Annotated in this window: 12 protein-coding genes and 1 pseudogene; 6 read left to right on the top strand and 7 right to left on the bottom strand. The window is 62.3% G+C overall.

The window, feature by feature from the left end; translation table 11 throughout:
• On the top strand, positions 1-2007 hold a 2007-nt coding region (locus F0Q34_RS20435), incomplete at its 5' end, for a glycosyl hydrolase (protein ID WP_277755317.1).
• A 297-nt stretch (positions 2008-2304) separates the two neighbouring features.
• On the opposite strand, the gene F0Q34_RS20430 is transcribed toward F0Q34_RS20435, so the two are convergent.
• Entirely contained in the window at positions 2305-2955 is a 651-nt protein-coding gene (locus F0Q34_RS20430; protein ID WP_194163328.1) for an SGNH/GDSL hydrolase family protein, read from the bottom strand.
• Between the two features lie 754 nt (positions 2956-3709).
• Here F0Q34_RS20430 and F0Q34_RS20425 point away from each other — a divergent pair.
• Positions 3710-4249 (top strand): OmpW/AlkL family protein, encoded by a 540-nt coding sequence (locus F0Q34_RS20425; RefSeq protein WP_241665606.1) that lies wholly within the window; start codon positions 3710-3712, stop codon positions 4247-4249.
• 13 nt (positions 4250-4262) lie between these two features.
• On the opposite strand, the gene F0Q34_RS20420 is transcribed toward F0Q34_RS20425, so the two are convergent.
• From F0Q34_RS20420 to F0Q34_RS20410, 3 genes are all read right to left on the bottom strand, one after another.
• The gene (locus F0Q34_RS20420) at positions 4263-6563 is read right to left on the bottom strand and encodes a putative bifunctional diguanylate cyclase/phosphodiesterase (protein WP_149814230.1); all 2301 of its coding nucleotides are present in this window, start codon (positions 6561-6563) and stop codon (positions 4263-4265) included.
• Between the two features lie 2 nt (positions 6564-6565).
• A complete protein-coding gene (locus F0Q34_RS20415) occupies positions 6566-7117 on the bottom strand; it encodes a methyltransferase family protein (RefSeq protein WP_149814229.1) in 552 nt (183 codons plus the stop codon).
• A 219-nt stretch (positions 7118-7336) separates the two neighbouring features.
• On the bottom strand, positions 7337-8134 hold the full coding sequence (locus tag F0Q34_RS20410) for an N-acyl amino acid synthase FeeM domain-containing protein (RefSeq protein WP_149814228.1): 798 nt from the start codon (positions 8132-8134) through the stop codon (positions 7337-7339).
• Between the two features lie 329 nt (positions 8135-8463).
• On the opposite strand from F0Q34_RS20410, the gene F0Q34_RS20405 reads away from it, so the two are divergent.
• The 4 genes and pseudogenes from F0Q34_RS20405 (at position 8464) to F0Q34_RS20390 (ending at position 13387) form a co-directional block, all read left to right on the top strand.
• The gene (locus tag F0Q34_RS20405) at positions 8464-8685 is read left to right on the top strand and encodes a hypothetical protein (protein WP_149814227.1); all 222 of its coding nucleotides are present in this window, start codon (positions 8464-8466) and stop codon (positions 8683-8685) included.
• Between the two features lie 403 nt (positions 8686-9088).
• Entirely contained in the window at positions 9089-11563 is a 2475-nt protein-coding gene (locus tag F0Q34_RS20400; protein ID WP_149814226.1) for a sensor domain-containing protein, read from the top strand.
• Between the two features lie 387 nt (positions 11564-11950).
• Positions 11951-12238, top strand: a pseudogene (locus F0Q34_RS20395) (transposase); the annotation flags it as partial.
• Between the two features lie 72 nt (positions 12239-12310).
• Positions 12311-13387, top strand: coding sequence for an IS5 family transposase (locus F0Q34_RS20390; protein ID WP_149814225.1), 1077 nt, complete (start codon positions 12311-12313; stop codon positions 13385-13387).
• 45 nt (positions 13388-13432) lie between these two features.
• Here the strand turns inward: F0Q34_RS20390 and F0Q34_RS22675 are convergent, their stop codons facing one another.
• The 3 genes from F0Q34_RS22675 to F0Q34_RS20375 form a co-directional block, all read right to left on the bottom strand.
• A complete protein-coding gene (locus F0Q34_RS22675; protein WP_149814232.1) occupies positions 13433-13894 on the bottom strand; it encodes an MFS transporter in 462 nt (153 codons plus the stop codon).
• A gap of 34 nt (positions 13895-13928) precedes the next feature.
• Entirely contained in the window at positions 13929-15224 is a 1296-nt protein-coding gene (locus F0Q34_RS20380; protein WP_149814224.1) for an aspartate aminotransferase family protein, read from the bottom strand.
• A 437-nt stretch (positions 15225-15661) separates the two neighbouring features.
• Positions 15662-15967: a hypothetical protein gene (locus F0Q34_RS20375; protein WP_149814223.1), complete on the bottom strand. Its 306-nt coding sequence runs from the start codon at positions 15965-15967 to the stop codon at positions 15662-15664.
• Positions 15968-16047 lie beyond the last annotated feature (80 nt).

Here is a 16047-nt window from a genome sequence, read left to right as displayed (position 1 = left end):
CTGAAGAACACCCCGGGTGACGGCCCCATCATGGTGCGCACCGGCTGGGAAGCGAATGGCGACTGGTTCTTCTGGAATGCCATCGGCAAGGAGGAAGCCTTCAAGGGCGCCTTCCGCCAGATGTCGAGCACCTTCAAGGAAGTGTCGGACCGCTTCCAGTTCGAGTGGAACGTCAACCACGCCAATGGCGGCCTCGATCCCGCGAAGATCTATCCGGGCGACGAGTATGTCGACGTCATCGGCATGGACTTCTACTACAAGCCAGAATTCCAGGGCAGCGATCCGGTCAAGGCCTTCGAGCGCATCCGCGACGAGAAGTACGGCCTGAAGTGGCTGGAAGAGTTCGCCAAGGCGCATGGCAAGCCCACCGCCTATTCCGAATGGGGCGTGAAGGGCGATGGCGCGGCGCCCTTTGTGCAGGCCGCGAAGGCATGGTTCGAACAACACGATCCGATCCTCCAGAGCTACTGGGATTCGGATGCGGCCTTCCCCGGCAAACTGTCTGATGGTTCCGACCCAAAGACGGGCGCCGCCTTCAAGGCCGCCTTCAAGAACTGGGGCACGGGCGACATGACCTGGACGGAGTTCGGCGGCCGTGACGGCAGCGTGCCCCCCTCCGCTCCGGCCATGCCCGACAAGCCGACGCAGAATGGCGGCGACGAAACCGCCGGCAAGCCGCCTGGCGCCGACGATCCCGTGGTGGTCGCGCCGTCCAACCCCGCCCCCTCCAATCCGCTGCCAGTTCCTGCTCCGGCGCAGCCCGGCACGGGCGGCTCGACCATTAAGGAAATCAGCGGCACTGCCGCCAAGGAGACGCTGTCCGGCACGGCCGGCAATGACCTGATCAACGGCGGCGGCGGCGATACCCTGAAGGGCGGCGCAGGCGACGACACCTACGTCATCTCCACCGGGGACATCGTGGTGGAACTGGGCGGCCAGGGCACCGACACGGTGAAGACCTGGATCAACAACTACGTCCTGCCGGACAATGTGGAGAACCTGGTGCTCACCGGCACGGGCTGGAACACGCTGTTCGGCAACGGCCTGGCGAACCGGATAGAGGGCAACCTCAGCGCCAACACGCTGAACGGCAAGGGCGGCCACGACGTGCTGACCGGCGGCGGCGGCAACGACACCTTTGTCATCGCCAAGGGCGAGGGCAGCGACATCGTCACCGACTTCCGCGGCGCCGACGTGATCAAGCTGGACGGCTTCGCCTTCAAGGATTTCGCCGCCGTGAAGGCGGCGGCCGTGCAATCCGGCGCGGACACGCTCATCAGGCTGGGCGATGGCCAGACATTGACGCTACAGGGCGTGCAGGCGGCCTCGCTCGCGGCGGACGACTTCTCGCTGGTCAACATCAAGGCGCCGGTGCTGCCGCCGGCCGCCGAAACGCCGGTTGCGCTGCCGGACAGCGGCGCGCCGACGAAGTGGCTTTATGGCACGGCCAAGGCCGAGACGCTCACCGGCAGCGCCGGCCGGGACGGCTTCAAGGGCAATGGCGGCGGCGACACCCTGAAGGGTGGCGCCGGCGACGACACCTATGTGGTCTATGCGGCCAATGACAAGGTGGTCGAGTTTGCCGTCCAGGGCATCGACACGGTGGAAACCTGGCTGTCCAGCTATGTCCTGCCGGACAACGTCGAGAACCTGTTCATCGGCGGGACGTCCTGGACGGAGGCGACCGGCAACAGCTTGGCCAATCGTATGGTCGGCAACGTTTCCCAGAACGTGCTGGACGGCAAGGATGGCCATGACGTGCTGACCGGCGGCGGCGGCAACGACACCTTTGTCATCACCAAGGGCCTGGGCCACGATGTCATCACCGACTTCCAGGACGCCGGCCGCGCCGGCGGCGACACGCTGCTGCTGAAGGGCTTCGGCCAGGGCGCCACAATGACCCATCAGGGCGATGAATGGTCGATCCGCGCCGCCGATGGCAGCGTCACCCACCTCACCATCGACAACGTCACCAGCCTCGCCGCCAGCGACTATGCCTGGGGGTAAGGCCGGCGGATGGGTCATCCTGGACGGCTACGGCACCGGCGACCTGCAGGGCGATGCCGATAGCTAAAATGCCGCCGCCTCGGGCGCGAATGGCGGCCACGACGTCATCCGCGATCTTCCAGTTCGCCACCGATAAGATCGATCTCACTGGCCGACCTGACTCACGCAAACCGCCACGGGTGTGTCGAGCTTTCCAGTCAGACGGTTTGCCAATACCCCTCAGCGGCGTCCCTCATCACGAGGCCCCCGAGGAGGCGATGAACTCTCAGGCTGGGGTCCACGATCGGCGGACAATGCTTATCGGTCACTCGAGCCTCCGCTCGCGAACACCTCGGAACGACGCCGCAGCGGGTCAGGGCTGGTGGCCCATCGCGCGACGGCCACCGCGATCTTGCCGCCACCCTGAACCGAGGGCCCTGTCGGACTGGCGAAGTCAGCATCCTGGTCGCAGACCAAGCGGAGGTCGATCACCGCCAAACCGCGCGCGAAGGCCTCGCGCGTGATGACGTCATTGAAGGCGGCAAGAGCCACAAGCGTTACCTGCCGACGCGCCGGATTGGAAAAGCGCGGATCGTAGATGGTGCAGACTGCGAGCGGCAGATCCAATCCGGCGGCCTTGTCGAGCATGGCCCGGTACTCCCGCGCGAAGCTCTCGCGAATGGCGGCGATCCTCCCGAGCCCCTCCGCGACGCTGCGCACGGCCTCGCCGAGCACCCCTTCCTGACGGCCCGCGTCGTTCCCCCCGGCGCTGATGACGAGGGTGGGTGGTCTCGGGCGGTAGCCGGTCAAGTTGGATGGGCACATCAGCCGCGACAGCACCGCCTTTGGCCCCGAGCGTCGCCCGCCAACCGATTGGCAGGCGCTCGCGGAGTTGCGCCACCACATCGGGACCGCCACTCCGAAGGTATCCGACATTATCAAGAACAGAGTCACCGAGAAGGAGGACATGCCCCGGCGTCCGTGCCCGGGCGGGCTGCGTGCTGGCGGGAGCTACGCAAGCGGCCAGTCCTGCCGCGGCCGACGAACCGAGTGCGGCGCGGCGGGATGCGAGGAGGCTTCCTGGAGTGGTCATGATGCGCCTCCGGACGCTGGACGATCAGGGGATCGGCACCCTACGAGCCGATAAGAACGTCCGGCCGCTGCTGCGGTTCCTTTGCCTCCTGAGGCAGGATGATCTCTACGGGGCGATGTCGGGAGATCTCAAGACGCACTCCGGCGATGCATAAGGCACTTACGCGAAGGCTCACCAGAGGTGGATGGTGAAATTAGAGAAGCATTGCGAAGAGCAGGAGAGTTCCTGTCTTTCAATATGAAGACATTCTCCAGGCACTAGGATTATTGCTGGAGTAACTCGTCAGCACCTTGTCCTGCCTGACGCTGTTCAAAGTCGGGGCTATCGCAGTTTCTGATATATGCAAGATCTGCGGCGGCAAGTCGGTAGGCCGACCCGTGAGTTTCTGTAAGCCGCGCAGTTCCTTCCCAAACAAAACTCAGTGGTTGAAATATATTTATCAAATGCCTCTTAATGGTGATATATTGCTATGTCGTTTCAGGCCGGAGATACTCAGTGCTGTCCTCTGCTCGCCTCGCCTGCTATTTGGGAGCATCCGTTCTCCTAGGTACGGTCTCCGTGCCAACTCATGGCTTCGCTCAGGCGGATTTAGGCGAGGACAAAGCGTTTTTTGTGCGAGCCGGCTACGGCATGGCGTCCTATCGCACGACGGGCCGTGCCTCCATCGCCGGCCATCCGGTCGAGGCTGCGCGTGTAGCACTCAGCGACGTTTCCTTCGCAGCCCTGGAACTTGGCTGGCGGGTTACGCCTGAATGGAGCGTGTCTTTCGTTGGCGGTCTGCCCCCTACCGTCGCATTACATGGGCGCGGCGATTTCGCGCCTCAGGCGGTGCTGCGCAAGGTGACTTATGGTTCGGTGATGCTGGGGGCGCAGTATCACCCCTTTTCCTTCGGGCGGTTCGAGCCCTTCGTGGGCGGCGGTCTCGGCTATACCTTCATCCTGAGGACCCGCGGAGGCTCGATGTCGGAACTCAACATTGCCGACAACGCCGGGCCTTTTCTGCAGGTTGGCACCCAGTTTCACATCACCGACCGCCTGTCAGCCTTCGTGGATGCACGCAAGAACTGGCTCTCATTCGATGCCAAGGGAAAGGTCGGTCCATCACCCGTCAGGGTCAGCGTCGATCCGGACCCAGTCTCTGTGACGCTGGGCCTGTCTTATCGTTTCTAAAGTTGCCGGAGCGTCACGTGAGGTACTCGACCCGGCTAGCCGGTGGGGAAGGCGAGGGCCGTCCCAGGAGATAGCCTTGAGCGAAGCGGATGCCGTTCCGGTTCAACCATTCCACTTGGCCGGCATCCTCCACGCCCTCGGCGACGACGTAGATGTTCAGGTCCATGGCAAGGCGCGCGATCATACGGTAGATCGCGGCCACCTTCGGTTCCGGCAACTGACGCGTGAAGGAGGCGTCGATCTTGATGCCGCGAACCTCCACCTTGTGGAGGTAGGTGAGCGACGAGTAGCCGGTGCCGAAATCGTCAAGGATGAGGCTCACGCCCATTTCACGCATGCTGTCGAGCTGCTGCAAGGTCCTATTATCCTGATCCAGCAGCACGTTCTCGGTGATCTCGATGGCCAGCCGTTCCGCAGGCAAGCCGGTGTCCGCTAGCGTCTCCGCCAGGATCTGCGGAAACTGGCCTGAGCGCAGCTGACGAGGCGATAGATTGACATTGACCTGGATCGGCTCCGGCCAAGTGGCGGCGTCCCTGCAGGCGATCTGCAGCACTAGCTTGCCGAGCGCCTCCATCAGGCCAGCGCGCTCGGCCGTCTCGATGAAAGCGCTAGGCTCCACCGATCCGCGAACCGGATGGTTCCAGCGGACCAGGGCTTCGGCCGAGACGATCTGGCTGGACGTCAAATCGACGATGGGCTGGTAAAGGACGCTGATCTGGCCCTTTTCGATGGCTTCTCGAAGCTCCGATTCGCGGCTGATCTGCTGATGGTGTTCGTCTTCGATCCAGCGGTCAAAAACGAACGCTTTGCCCTTGCCCTGGCCCTTGGCCTTATAGAGAGCAAGGTCAGCGAGCAGCAGGAGCCTCTGCGGATCCTGAGCATCTTGAGGGCACGCGCTGACGCCGATGCTGGCACCCGACACGATGGTCATGCCGTCGATCTCGACCCGCTCATTCAGGCGCTGAGCTAGCCGATCAGCGACGACCCGGCCTTCCTCGTTATCGGCCCCGACGATGACGGTCGCAAATTCATCGCCACCTAGCCGGGCGGCGAAATCCTGCGGTCGCATAGATTGCTGGATGCGACCCGCCACGCATTGCAGAAGCCTGTCGCCGATGTGGTGCCCAAAGGTATCGTTGGTCTTCTTGAAACTGTCGAGGTCGATCAGAGCAAGCGCAAAGGACCGCTTCTCCTCGCACAGAGTCTCAATTGCCTCGACAAAGGAGCGGCGGTTCAAAAGGCCAGTCAGGGTGTCATGCTTGGCCAGGAAATTGACTTTCTCGCTGGCTTCGTAGCCCGAGGTGACGTCGCGTCCGATGCCTCGAAAGCCTGTGAGCGCGCCGTTCTCGTTGAACACGGGATGACCAGTAAGACGGAACCAGCGCGTTCCCCTGCTGCCGTCATGGCGCACCATCAGGTCGCGAAAGGCTTGTCGCTCCTGAAAGCAGGTCGCCAAATCATGGTGGGCACGATCATCTAGCCGGTTGCCCTTGCGCGCGCTGGACAGCAGTTGCGCCATCGGCATGCCCTCGATCTCGGCGGGCGTCAGTCCGGCCGCCTGTCCCATCTGGGCGGAGGCTTTGCAGATTCTGCCTTCCTGGTCGGTCTGCCACAGCCAGTCGGGAGATCCTTCCTCATACTCGCGCAGGAAAACATTAACTGTCGCGATCTCCCGCTGGAGGGCGGCGCGTGCCTCGGAGCGGCCGCTGAAGGTAAGATTCGTGAAGATGATGCCAGTGGCAGCGTAGCCAGTGAAAGAGATGAAGGACGCTGCTGAGAAGAAATCCGCGTTCGGCATGGCGACGCTGACCGCGTAGATCGAGAGGATCGCGTCCGGAATAAAGAAGGCAAAGGCGATGCCGAGAGGGACGCTGATAATCGGGGTTGAAACCACGCCGGAGGCGAGGCCCAGCAGTAGGACGGTTTGGTCTGGCCGCCCATTGAACGCGAAAAGGATGATGGTCATCCCCCAGGACAGGCCTAGGCCAGCATAAAGCAGCTGTGCCTGCCGGAGGAACCGAAAATCATTCTTGTCTCGCTTCCAGCGCATGGCGACCCAGATGATCCCCGCATAATGCAGGACCACCGCGGTGACCATGACCATCATGAACGGCTTGCCGGTCACGCCGAATGCGAAGGAGTTCACAACCACATTCAGGCCGCCAGCGGCCGAGAACAACAGGCAGAGCAGGAAAAGCAGGTTGCACTGGTCTCGCATAACTGCCGCTTCCTGCTCATTCGCAGCCGGCCGGATGCTCAAGGCGCGGCGGATCCGCTCCGCCACACTCCGAATAGCTACAACAACCCGGCGCATGTTCAGGGACTCCGCTGCAGCACCCGAGGCAAAATCAATCCAGTTCTTGCCCGATATTGCGCGTAGTCGGCTGCCACTGCCGAGGTCGCGAAGTCTGTCTCTTCTTCGCGCGCAGTGACGTAGTACCAGGCTATGATGACAGCGGCCGGGATCCACTGGATCGGCCCGCCACCGATGGCGGTACCAAGCCAGGCTAGCGTGTAGGCTAGATAGAAGGGGTGCCGGACATAGGCATAGGGCCCGTCCGAATGGATCATCGTCGGAATATTGCCGGTATGAGCGACTGCAGGCGGGCGGCTCCTGGTCGTCCGGACTGCCCACCAGAATAAGGCGGCGCTTCCCAGAAACAGGACCATTGCGGCCAAGCCACTGCCGGGGGTTACGCCCCTCAGGCAAATCACTCCGATAAAAAGCAGAAAGGCTGCGGTGCTGACCCCAGACAGGCGGCGCATCCTCTTGGGCATTTCACCTTCGACCCGGAAATGGTACTTCAACCCCCAAGCGAATGATCCGAAGGCGGCAAAAGCCGCCGCGACTAGAAGGGTTATCCACATCGGGCGCGCGATCCTGCTGCGATAGTTTTATAGCGGAGCATAATATCCCGCGAGTTTCCCATTATAATACTTCTTTTTGTTGTGTTGACAGAAAAACTCAATCTAGGGTGGCTTGGTTGGCTCAGTGTTTGGCCTCGCTGCTGTAGCCGGCGTCTAAGAGCTATCTGGCCACAACGTCGCTGCGGGCCGCCCAAGAGAACGGACGGCCCTGTTCTAAGTCTAGCGGATCAGTTGAAGCTGTACGGGCTCGCCTGCGTAGAAGCCTTCGAGGTTGCGCGTGGTACTTGCCAGAGGGTCCATCATCGGCACCGTCGTGCGGATATGGTCGTAGCGCTCGCGACTGCTGGCCATGAGGAGCATGTTGCAGCTGAGCCCAGGGTAAGGACGTGGTCCAGATGCCGCTGAATAGCCAAGACGTCTATAGAAGGGGGCGTGGTTCGACCTAACGCAGGCCAGGAAGATCTGAGTGTGGTGACTGAGGGCAATGTAGCCGGCAATCCGGTATAGCAGGAAAACTAGGCCCTGATTATTCTCAACATGAGGGCTTCGGACCAAGCGAGTTACCTCAATTGCGCGGCCAGAGAAGGCATCATTCGGACGCGCATTTAGGAGCGCATTCACCTCGTGCGGGAACGTGTCCATGGCCGGCGAAGTATACTCTGTGCCTCGTGCCAGAAGACAAACGCGGACTGAGGCTACCGGAGTGGAATCATCGTAGATAACAACAGTATTCGCGTTGATCATGTTATCGTAATGATCATGAAAGAGACCCGAGGTGTTCTCCTCAATGAAGCCACCTGCCAGATAGCTGCGATACCGAAGCCGAAAGGCGTCTTCCTGGACTTTCGCCGAAATGGCCAAGCGTGCGCTATACGAAGCGCCGCGTGCCAAGATACCAGGAACGGTGCGGCGTTCCCGCAGAGTGACTGGCTGGATCGACGCTTTTCCAGATTGGGTAGCTTCTGCCGAAGTGGCGATCGGAATATGATTGTTTGTTGAGTTCTCGTTACCCAGCACGATTTTCTCCTCTGTAGAGTGGAATGGAGAGGATTGCTCCGCCACGACGCTACAGGTCGCGCATCGCTGAAGCACCCACTCACTTGTACTCAGGGGAGAATTATGCCTTGTCTTATGTATGATTTAAGATGCTGGATGCTTGGTGTGCTTCATGCGTGAGAACGAACATTCGCAGTCATGTCACACAGCCTTCTGGAGCATTACATGCGCTGGAGGTATCGTTCTGGTGCATTCATCTCAGATATCTGCCTCGCCGCAATTATCCTCTTCTGGATCAATAAGGCCTGAACGTAGAAAAATAGCTTTCCTGTGGGTATGAGGGAGCAGCTGTGCTCGAAGCGGTCAGAAGCGTGGCGGATTATCACACCCTCGACGAGGCAGAAGTCCTGATTGGCTACATGGATGGAGCGGCCGGTCTTACAGGCGCACGGAATATGACCCGGTCTTATTGGCATGGCTGGCGCAACGGCGCCGTAGATGCCGGCTTTGTAGATCCTGACGAAGCGCAGCTAGAGTTAGAGATAGATTTCGCAACCTTGGCCGAGTTGTAGGAACAGCCAAAGCTGCCTGAGGCGTTGAAAGGGCCGCTCGCTTGAACGGCGGCGGGTAGTCTTGCTTTCAGATAAGCAGACCCCACCAAAACCGTACGCAATGCTGGCATTATTAGACTTTGAAGTGCTGGATCTGAGGCAGGGAAATTTCCGAGCACTCTGGGATAAAGCACCCTGTCTATCAAGCTAGGCGGAGAAACCTTTTTTGGAAGCAGCGGACCAGTAGGACCGCTGTTCAAGGAATGTGATAGCGTGCTCGGCACATGACAGATCAGCGTGGGGTGTAGGAGGAAATCCATTGCAGCAGGTGACCATCCGCTTTACGGAAGGTCTTTGCAACCTCTACGCGAGTTCCGGTATTCCAACTCGGCGGAACGGACAGGGACGTTGGCCGGGAGCCGCCATGTCAGACCAGCGCAAATACCAGATCCCAATGGGCAAAGGCTTCCTCCTTTCCGTCCTGGAGGGCAGCACGGACTGTATTAAGGTGCTGGATACCGACGGGCGCATGCTCTTTATCAATGGTCCTGGCCTGCGGCTCTTCGAGGCCGCGGCCACGTCCGATCTGATCGGCTCAGACTGGGCAGGCTTCTGGCCAGAACCACTCCGTGACACCGCCCGCGAGGCGATCAGGGCGGCTGCGGGCGGGCGACCCGTCCGCTTCGACGGTGCATGCCCGACCCTGCGCGGAACGCTGAAGCGGTGGGACAACGCGCTGGCGCCAATTCCGGGAAGCGGCGGCCATATTGAGTGCATTGTCTGCATCTCACGCGACGTCAGCGAGCGACGTGAAGCCGAGGACAAGCTGCGCGTCACGCAGGCGTTCCTCGATCAGGTGCTCGAACACATCCCGGTGGGTGTTTTCATAAAGAACGCCGCGACAGGGATCTATGAGCGGGTGAATCGTACAGCCGAGCGGATTTTCGGCCTTGAGCGTGACGGCTGGATCGGCCGGACTGATGCCGACCTCTTTCCGGAGGAGCAGGCTCTGTTTTTCTGGCAATGCGATCTCCAGGCTGCCGAGAGCGGCAAGACGATGGTGATCGAGGAGGAGCCGCTGGACACGCCCCACCGCGGCAGGCGCCTGATGATGACGAAAAAGGTGCCGCTCTACCGCGAGGACGGGACGCCCCTGCATATCGTCGGGGTCACCGAGGACATCACCGAGGCCAAGCGTACGGAGACCGCCTTGCGCGAGAGTGAGGAGCGCCTGGCCCGCGCCATCACGGCGGCCAGGATGGCAGTCTGGGACTGGCATGTCGGGACGGGCGAGTTCCATGCCTCCAGCGGCCTGGAGATGCTCTACGGAATGCGGCCAGGGTCGATCCGCAGCCGCTCGGACGTGCACGCCGCCATTCATCCGGACGACCTGCCTGCCATCGGCAAGGCCATGGAACGGTGCCTGCGGGGCGAGGAGGGCGGAACCTTTGCCACCGAGTTCCGCACCGCGCCAGCCATTGGTCCTATGCGGTGGCTGCGGGTGACTGGAAAGGCCGAGATTGACAGCGCCGGCAGCCCCTTCCGGATCAGTGGGGTGACCCAGGACATCACCGAGCGGCGCGAGGCGGAGGCCCGGGTGGCCTACATGGCGCATCACGACGCGCTGACCGGCCTGCTCAACCGGGGGGCCTTGCGCGAGTGCCTCGCCGACGCTGTCGGCCGCAGCCAGCAAGGCAATTCCTGCGCGGTGCTGCACCTCGATCTGGATCGCTTCAAGGAGGTTAATGACAGCTTCGGCCATCTCACCGGGGACGAGCTGCTGCGCTCCGTGGCCAAGCGCCTCCTCTCCTGCGTGCGGGAGACGGACACGGTGGCCCGCCTCGGCGGTGATGAGTTCGTCATCCTCTGTCAGGGGGAGGAACAGCCTCATGAGGCGGCCCGCCTCGCGGCCCAGCTCATCGCGGAACTCTGCCGCCCGTACGAGGTTGATGGTCGCGTGGTTTCGGTGGGAGTGAGCATCGGTGTGGCCGTTGCACCGGAGGACGGCTGCGATCCCACCCTGGTGATGACGCGCGCGGATCTCGCACTGTACGGCGCGAAACGAGATGGTGGAGGGCGCTTCCGCTTCTTCGAACCCGAGATGCAGGCACGTGTCCAGGCCCGCCGCTGCCTAGAGGCCGACCTGCACCAGGCACTCCGGAAAGGCGAGTTCGAGCTGCACTACCAGCCGCTGGTCAACCTGGCGCAGGGCTGCATCAGCGGCTTCGAGGCCCTCATACGCTGGCGGCACCCGGAGCGCGGGCTCCTGTGCTCCGATACCTTCATCCCCGTCGCAGAGGCGATGGGCCTTATTGTGCCAATGGGGAAGTGGATCCTTTCACGCGCTTGCATGGACGCGGCCTCTTGGCCTGAGGGCCTGAAGGTCGCCGTGAACCTCTCAGCGGCGCAATTCTCCGATTCCGGCCTGACAGACGCGGTTACCGTGGCCCTGGCGACCTCAAGGCTGGCTCCGGGACGGCTGGAGCTGGAAATCACCGAATCCCTACTCCTTCGGGATACGGAGGACTCGGTCGCTGTCCTGCACCGTCTCCGGGCTTCCGGCGTTTCCATCTCGATGGATGATTTTGGGACAGGCTACTCATCCCTGAGCTACCTGCTTAAATTCCCCATCGATAAGGTCAAGATTGACCGGAGCTTTGTCCTCGCCATGGACGAAAGGCCGGAGGGAGCAGCTATCATCCGCGCCATCGCCGGCCTGTGCCAGACCCTCGGGCTCGCGACCACGGTCGAGGGAATCGAAACACCGGAGCAAATGCGGCAAGTGGCCAGCCAGGGCTGTACGGAAGGCCAGGGATACCTGTTCAGCCCGCCGCGCCCGGCCGCTGAAATCCCCGCCATGCTTGCGCAATGGAGATACAGGGAGTGCTTGGCGAGCTGATCCCGATCCCGGCACTTTCAAAGCGCCACCTGCATGACCAAGAAACCCTGGATCGGAACGACTAGCCCGTGGCCGAGCTCTACATGCCGCACACCCTCCGACAGAGTGACGCCTTGATTCGTGCGACCCTGTTTAGAACCTTTCAGTGGAAAGCAGTGTCAGGAGACCCTGTCGCAGGCAGATACCTTCTTTCTTTGGACGGCGACCTCCAGAGAAGAAATGCTGAAAGGCCGACGTTGAAGGCGAGGCCTGTTTGACAACTCCTACATGATCCTCCTGCAGGGGCTCCTGCCTGGAAAGCCCGGCATCCTCGGGATGCCGGAAACCTCTGCATCACCTGCAGGCTTAAAGCGTCTAACGAAACCGGCTGAGCGACGTTGTGGGGGCATGGCGAAGCCCCTTGTTCCCGATGATCTCTGGGCGGCGGTCGAGCCGCTGCTGCCGCCCAAGCGGCCCAAGCCACAGGGCGGGCGTCCCCGGCTGCCGGATCGCGCTGCCCTGACTGGCATCATGTTCGTGCTCACTACCGGGACGGCCTGGGAGCGGCTGCCGGTGGAGATGGGCTGCGGGTCGGGAATGACGTGCTGGCGCCGGTTGCGAGACTGGCAGGCGGCCGGTGTTTGGAGCCGCCTGCACCGGGTATTGCTGGAGCGCCTTCAGGCGGCGGAGGCTATCGGACACTTCGAAAAACCTCGCGAGTGACGCGCCGAGCTGATTCACTGGCTTCGGTCAACGGGGACAGTGGCAATGGCGGGTCAGCCTGGCTTCTTCGACGTCGAGGAGCGGTATGCCGCTCTCTCCGCGGCTGGCGATCCGCTGGGGCGCCTTGCAGCAGTGGTCGACTTCGAGATCTTCCGTCCCGTGCTGGAGGCGGCGCTGGCGCGGTCGGATCGCAGCCGCAGCGGTCGCCCGCCCTACGACGCGGTGCTGATGTTCCGCATCCTGGTGCTGCAGGCGCTCTACAGCCTCTCCGACGAGCAAGCGGAATTCCAATTGCGGGACCGGCTGTCCTTCATGCGCTTCGCAGGTCTCGGGCTGCACCAGGCGGTGCCGGATGCCAAGACGATCTGGCTCTACCGCGAGCAGCTCAAGCAGGCAGGTTCCATCGAGGGGCTGTTCCGCCGCTTTGATGAGGTCCTGGCAGCCAAGGGCTTCCTCGCCATGGGCGGGCAGATCATCGACGCAACCCTGATCGCCGCACCGCGCCAGAAGCTCACCATCGAGGAGAAGGCTATCATCCGCGACGGCGGCACGCCCGAGGGATGGTCCCACCGTAAGCGAGCGCAGAAGGACCGGGATGCGCGGTGGACGCTGAAGCGCGGCAGGGCCAAGCCCAAATCAGAAGGCCATCAGCGCCAGGCCATCCAGATCGCGGTGCCCCTCTTTGGCTATAAGAACCATATCGGCATCGACCGGCGGCACGGGCTGATCCGCCGCTGGACGGTCACCGATGCCGCTCAGCATGACAGCCGCAGCTTTCCGGCCCTGCTCGATCCCGAGAACACCGCCAGCCGCGTCTGGGCGGACACCGCTTACCGCACAAAGCGTAACCTGGAGGTGCTGGAGCGACGGGGACTGGCCGAGTGCATTCAGTTCCGCAGGCCACCGCAGCGGCCACTTCCCGAACAACAGGCCAAAGCCAACGCCACACGTGCCCGGATCCGTTCCAGCATCGAGCATGTCTTTGCCGCCCAGAAACACCGCATGGCGCTGTTCGTGCGCACCATCGGCCTGGCGCGGGCCCAGGTGAAAATCGGCATCGCCAATCTGACTTATAACTTTACCCGCCTGGCTTGGCTCAGCACCCGAATTGCGCCCGCATAGGCCTGCGGTTCGCGGCAGATAGCGGTCCCAGCCGCGCCAAGCCGGTCATCCAACCTCATCAGAAGGGGAAATCACGTCCCACGTCCCAGATTGCCTCCCCGACCGGGTACAGCGACGAGTTCTTCGAAGTGTCCCCGCCGCACCCGCTCGCATGCGAACCTCGCGAACATGCCGCATGGCCGCCAGGAAGGCGCTAAGGTCGCTGGGGTCAACCTGGTAGCGAACTACTTCCAACACACGCCCGGAGTTGTCGTGTAGCAACTCCTTCAGTGCGGACGCCGGATCCTCCGCCCTGGGCGGGGTCGTGGCCGTCCTGCCCCGCCGCGCCTTGACCCGATGCGCCAGATCCTGGGCGAAGTTCACCAAGCGCCAGGGCCGCACGGCCACTGCGGCCATGGCGCCGATTGTGGCGCAAATGACCAGGGCGGTCGGCACGCCCACCCTGGTCCCCACCCATCCCCACAGCAGTGATCCCACGGCCAGGGCACCAAAGAAGCAGACATCCAGTCCGGCTGGTTTCTGACCTCGCCTCCTCCGCCGTTCAGATCGTCAGCCGCTCATCCGCAACGATCGCTGCGGCCTGCTGGAATGCCTGCACAGCCTGCTCGACGTCCCGTTCGTCATGCGCGGTGGAAATGTAGATCTTGCCGTCCGATTTCAGGATGCCCCGCTCGCGCACCAGGCCATTGAAACGCCGTGCCATGGCTTGGTTCTGATCGAGCGTATCGCGGTAGTTGTTGATCGTCGTGCGATTGGAGAAGAAGGCATCGAACATAACGGCCTCGCCCTTGGCCACCGCGGGGATGCCCGCGTCGCCAAGGCTCTTCTCCAGCCCGGCGCGGACCGCGTTCCCGGTAGCGTGCAGCTTCTGATAAGTGCCAGGACGTTTCAAAATCTTCAAGGTCGCAAGTCCTGCCGCAGCAGCCACCGGATTGCCGCTCAACGTACCGATATGCGGTAGGAACCCCTCAGCACCGACCTTGCTGCGGTCGAAATGCGCCATGATGTCCTCGCGTCCGGCGATCGCCGAGAGTGGAAAGCCTCCACCGATCACTTTCCCCAAGGTGCAGATATCGGGCGTCACTCCATAATATTCCTGGCCACCGCCATAGGCGAGGCGGAAGCCGGTGACAATCTCGTCGAATATCAGCGGGATGCCGAACTCGGCCGTGATGTCGCGGAGGCCCTGTAGGAAGCCCGGGATCGGAGGCAGCAGGCGCTGCATCGGCTCGACGATGACGCCGGCGAGTTCGTCCTTGTACTTATGGATAACCTGGCGTGCTGTCTCAATGTCGTTGTAAGGCGCAACCACCATCTCGTTGCGAATGGAATCGGGTATTCCAGCGGAGTCCGGGATCGGCTGCTCCGAGTTCCCCGCATAGGGTGGCGCGAGGCTCATCAGGGCATAGTCGCTCATCCCATGATAGCCGCCCTCAAACTTGAGGATCTTGCTACGTTTGCGGTAGGCGCGGACCAAGCGCATGGCAACGGCGTCAGCCTCGGTGCCGCTGCTGGCGAACCTGACCTGCTCAGCGCAGGGCAGTGCATCGACAATCTCGGCAGCCAGCAGGATCCCGTGCTCGTTGTTGGTGAAGAAGGTCGAGCCCCGGGCCAGCTGCTCGGCGACAACAGCGTTGACCTCGGGATGAGCGTGGCCGACAAGCATTGGGCCAGAGCCAATCAGGAAATCGACATACTCATTACCGCTGACATCCCAGACGCGGCCGGCGCGCCCTTCCCGGATGATGATTTCTGTCAGCAGATTGCCGAATAGTCCCCCGGGCAAGACGCGACGCGCCGTCTCGACCAGTCGCTGCTCTTCGGCATTGATGCTCATCTCGTTCCCTCTTCGCGATAGATGCACAGGGCAGCAAGCGCCTCAGCACGACATGATCGAAAGCAAAGCCAGCCTCTGCCACCGAATCTGGGTTGCCACTATGCGCGCCTAGAATCTTAGTAGCTCGACGTAACGGTATTGCCTTGAGATGAGGCCTTCAAGGCGGGATTGATACAGAAAATTCGCGTGGTCGATGGCGTCCTGGATAAGGAGTTCATAGACACTGGTGGCTCAGCCTTGGATGTGGATGCAGTGTGTCATCGCAGCGTGCTCCTGCAACATACGGTCCATGGCGGACGCGGGGCGGACGCCCGGAGCCTCCGGCGACACCTGCGGGCGCTGTTGGCACGGTCGGCTGAGTTGGTGGAGGAGGCGGGCAAGCACAGGGCCTGAGACCGCCAAGTACCAGTAGGCTCTCTGGCAGGGTGATATAATGCCTACCCTGCCCCTTGGGCCTTTCGCACCTCGCCCAGCACCGCCTCATGCGCCGCCAGGATTCGCCGCAGCGTGGGTTTCCCTTTGTCGCTCGCCTCGGCGATGCCCTCATGCATCTCTTCGATCCCCGTCGTCAGCTGCTCGGCCAAGCCGGATAGCCGCTCCTGGAGTTGCTCGCCGTCGTCCTTCAGTTCGGCGGTCCAAATCGCCAGGATGCGGGAGATTTCGGCGGCAGCGCGGGCGGGCGGGACGCCTGCTTGCAGGAGCTTAATGAGGGGGGCGAGGTCGGCAGCAGGGGAGCGGGGCATGCGTGGGAAGGTAGGTCGGCGGGCCCCAGGTGGCTAGGCGATAGGGGGGCAGCGGTAGCAGACACTCTCCGAGTGTCGCA

Origin of the sequence: Teichococcus oryzae (assembly GCF_008386565.1) — a bacterium.
In the GTDB taxonomy this organism is placed as follows: domain Bacteria; phylum Pseudomonadota; class Alphaproteobacteria; order Acetobacterales; family Acetobacteraceae; genus Pseudoroseomonas; species Pseudoroseomonas oryzae.
Note: the sequence above shows the minus strand (reverse complement) of the source record. Positions and strands in the feature narration are given on the sequence as shown.

Coding starts and splice junctions, on each gene's coding strand:
- F0Q34_RS20390 (WP_149814225.1), top strand. CDS start 12,311: ATGGCGGGTCAGCCTGGCTTCTTCGACGTCGAGGAGCGGTATGCCGCT.
- F0Q34_RS20420 (WP_149814230.1), bottom strand. CDS start 6,563: ATGCGCCGGGTTGTTGTAGCTATTCGGAGTGTGGCGGAGCGGATCCGC.
- F0Q34_RS20415 (WP_149814229.1), bottom strand. CDS start 7,117: ATGTGGATAACCCTTCTAGTCGCGGCGGCTTTTGCCGCCTTCGGATCA.
- F0Q34_RS20430 (WP_194163328.1), bottom strand. CDS start 2,955: ATGTCCTCCTTCTCGGTGACTCTGTTCTTGATAATGTCGGATACCTTC.
- F0Q34_RS20375 (WP_149814223.1), bottom strand. CDS start 15,967: ATGCCCCGCTCCCCTGCTGCCGACCTCGCCCCCCTCATTAAGCTCCTG.
- F0Q34_RS20380 (WP_149814224.1), bottom strand. CDS start 15,224: ATGAGCATCAATGCCGAAGAGCAGCGACTGGTCGAGACGGCGCGTCGC.
- F0Q34_RS20425 (WP_241665606.1), top strand. CDS start 3,710: ATGGCGTCCTATCGCACGACGGGCCGTGCCTCCATCGCCGGCCATCCG.
- F0Q34_RS20400 (WP_149814226.1), top strand. CDS start 9,089: ATGTCAGACCAGCGCAAATACCAGATCCCAATGGGCAAAGGCTTCCTC.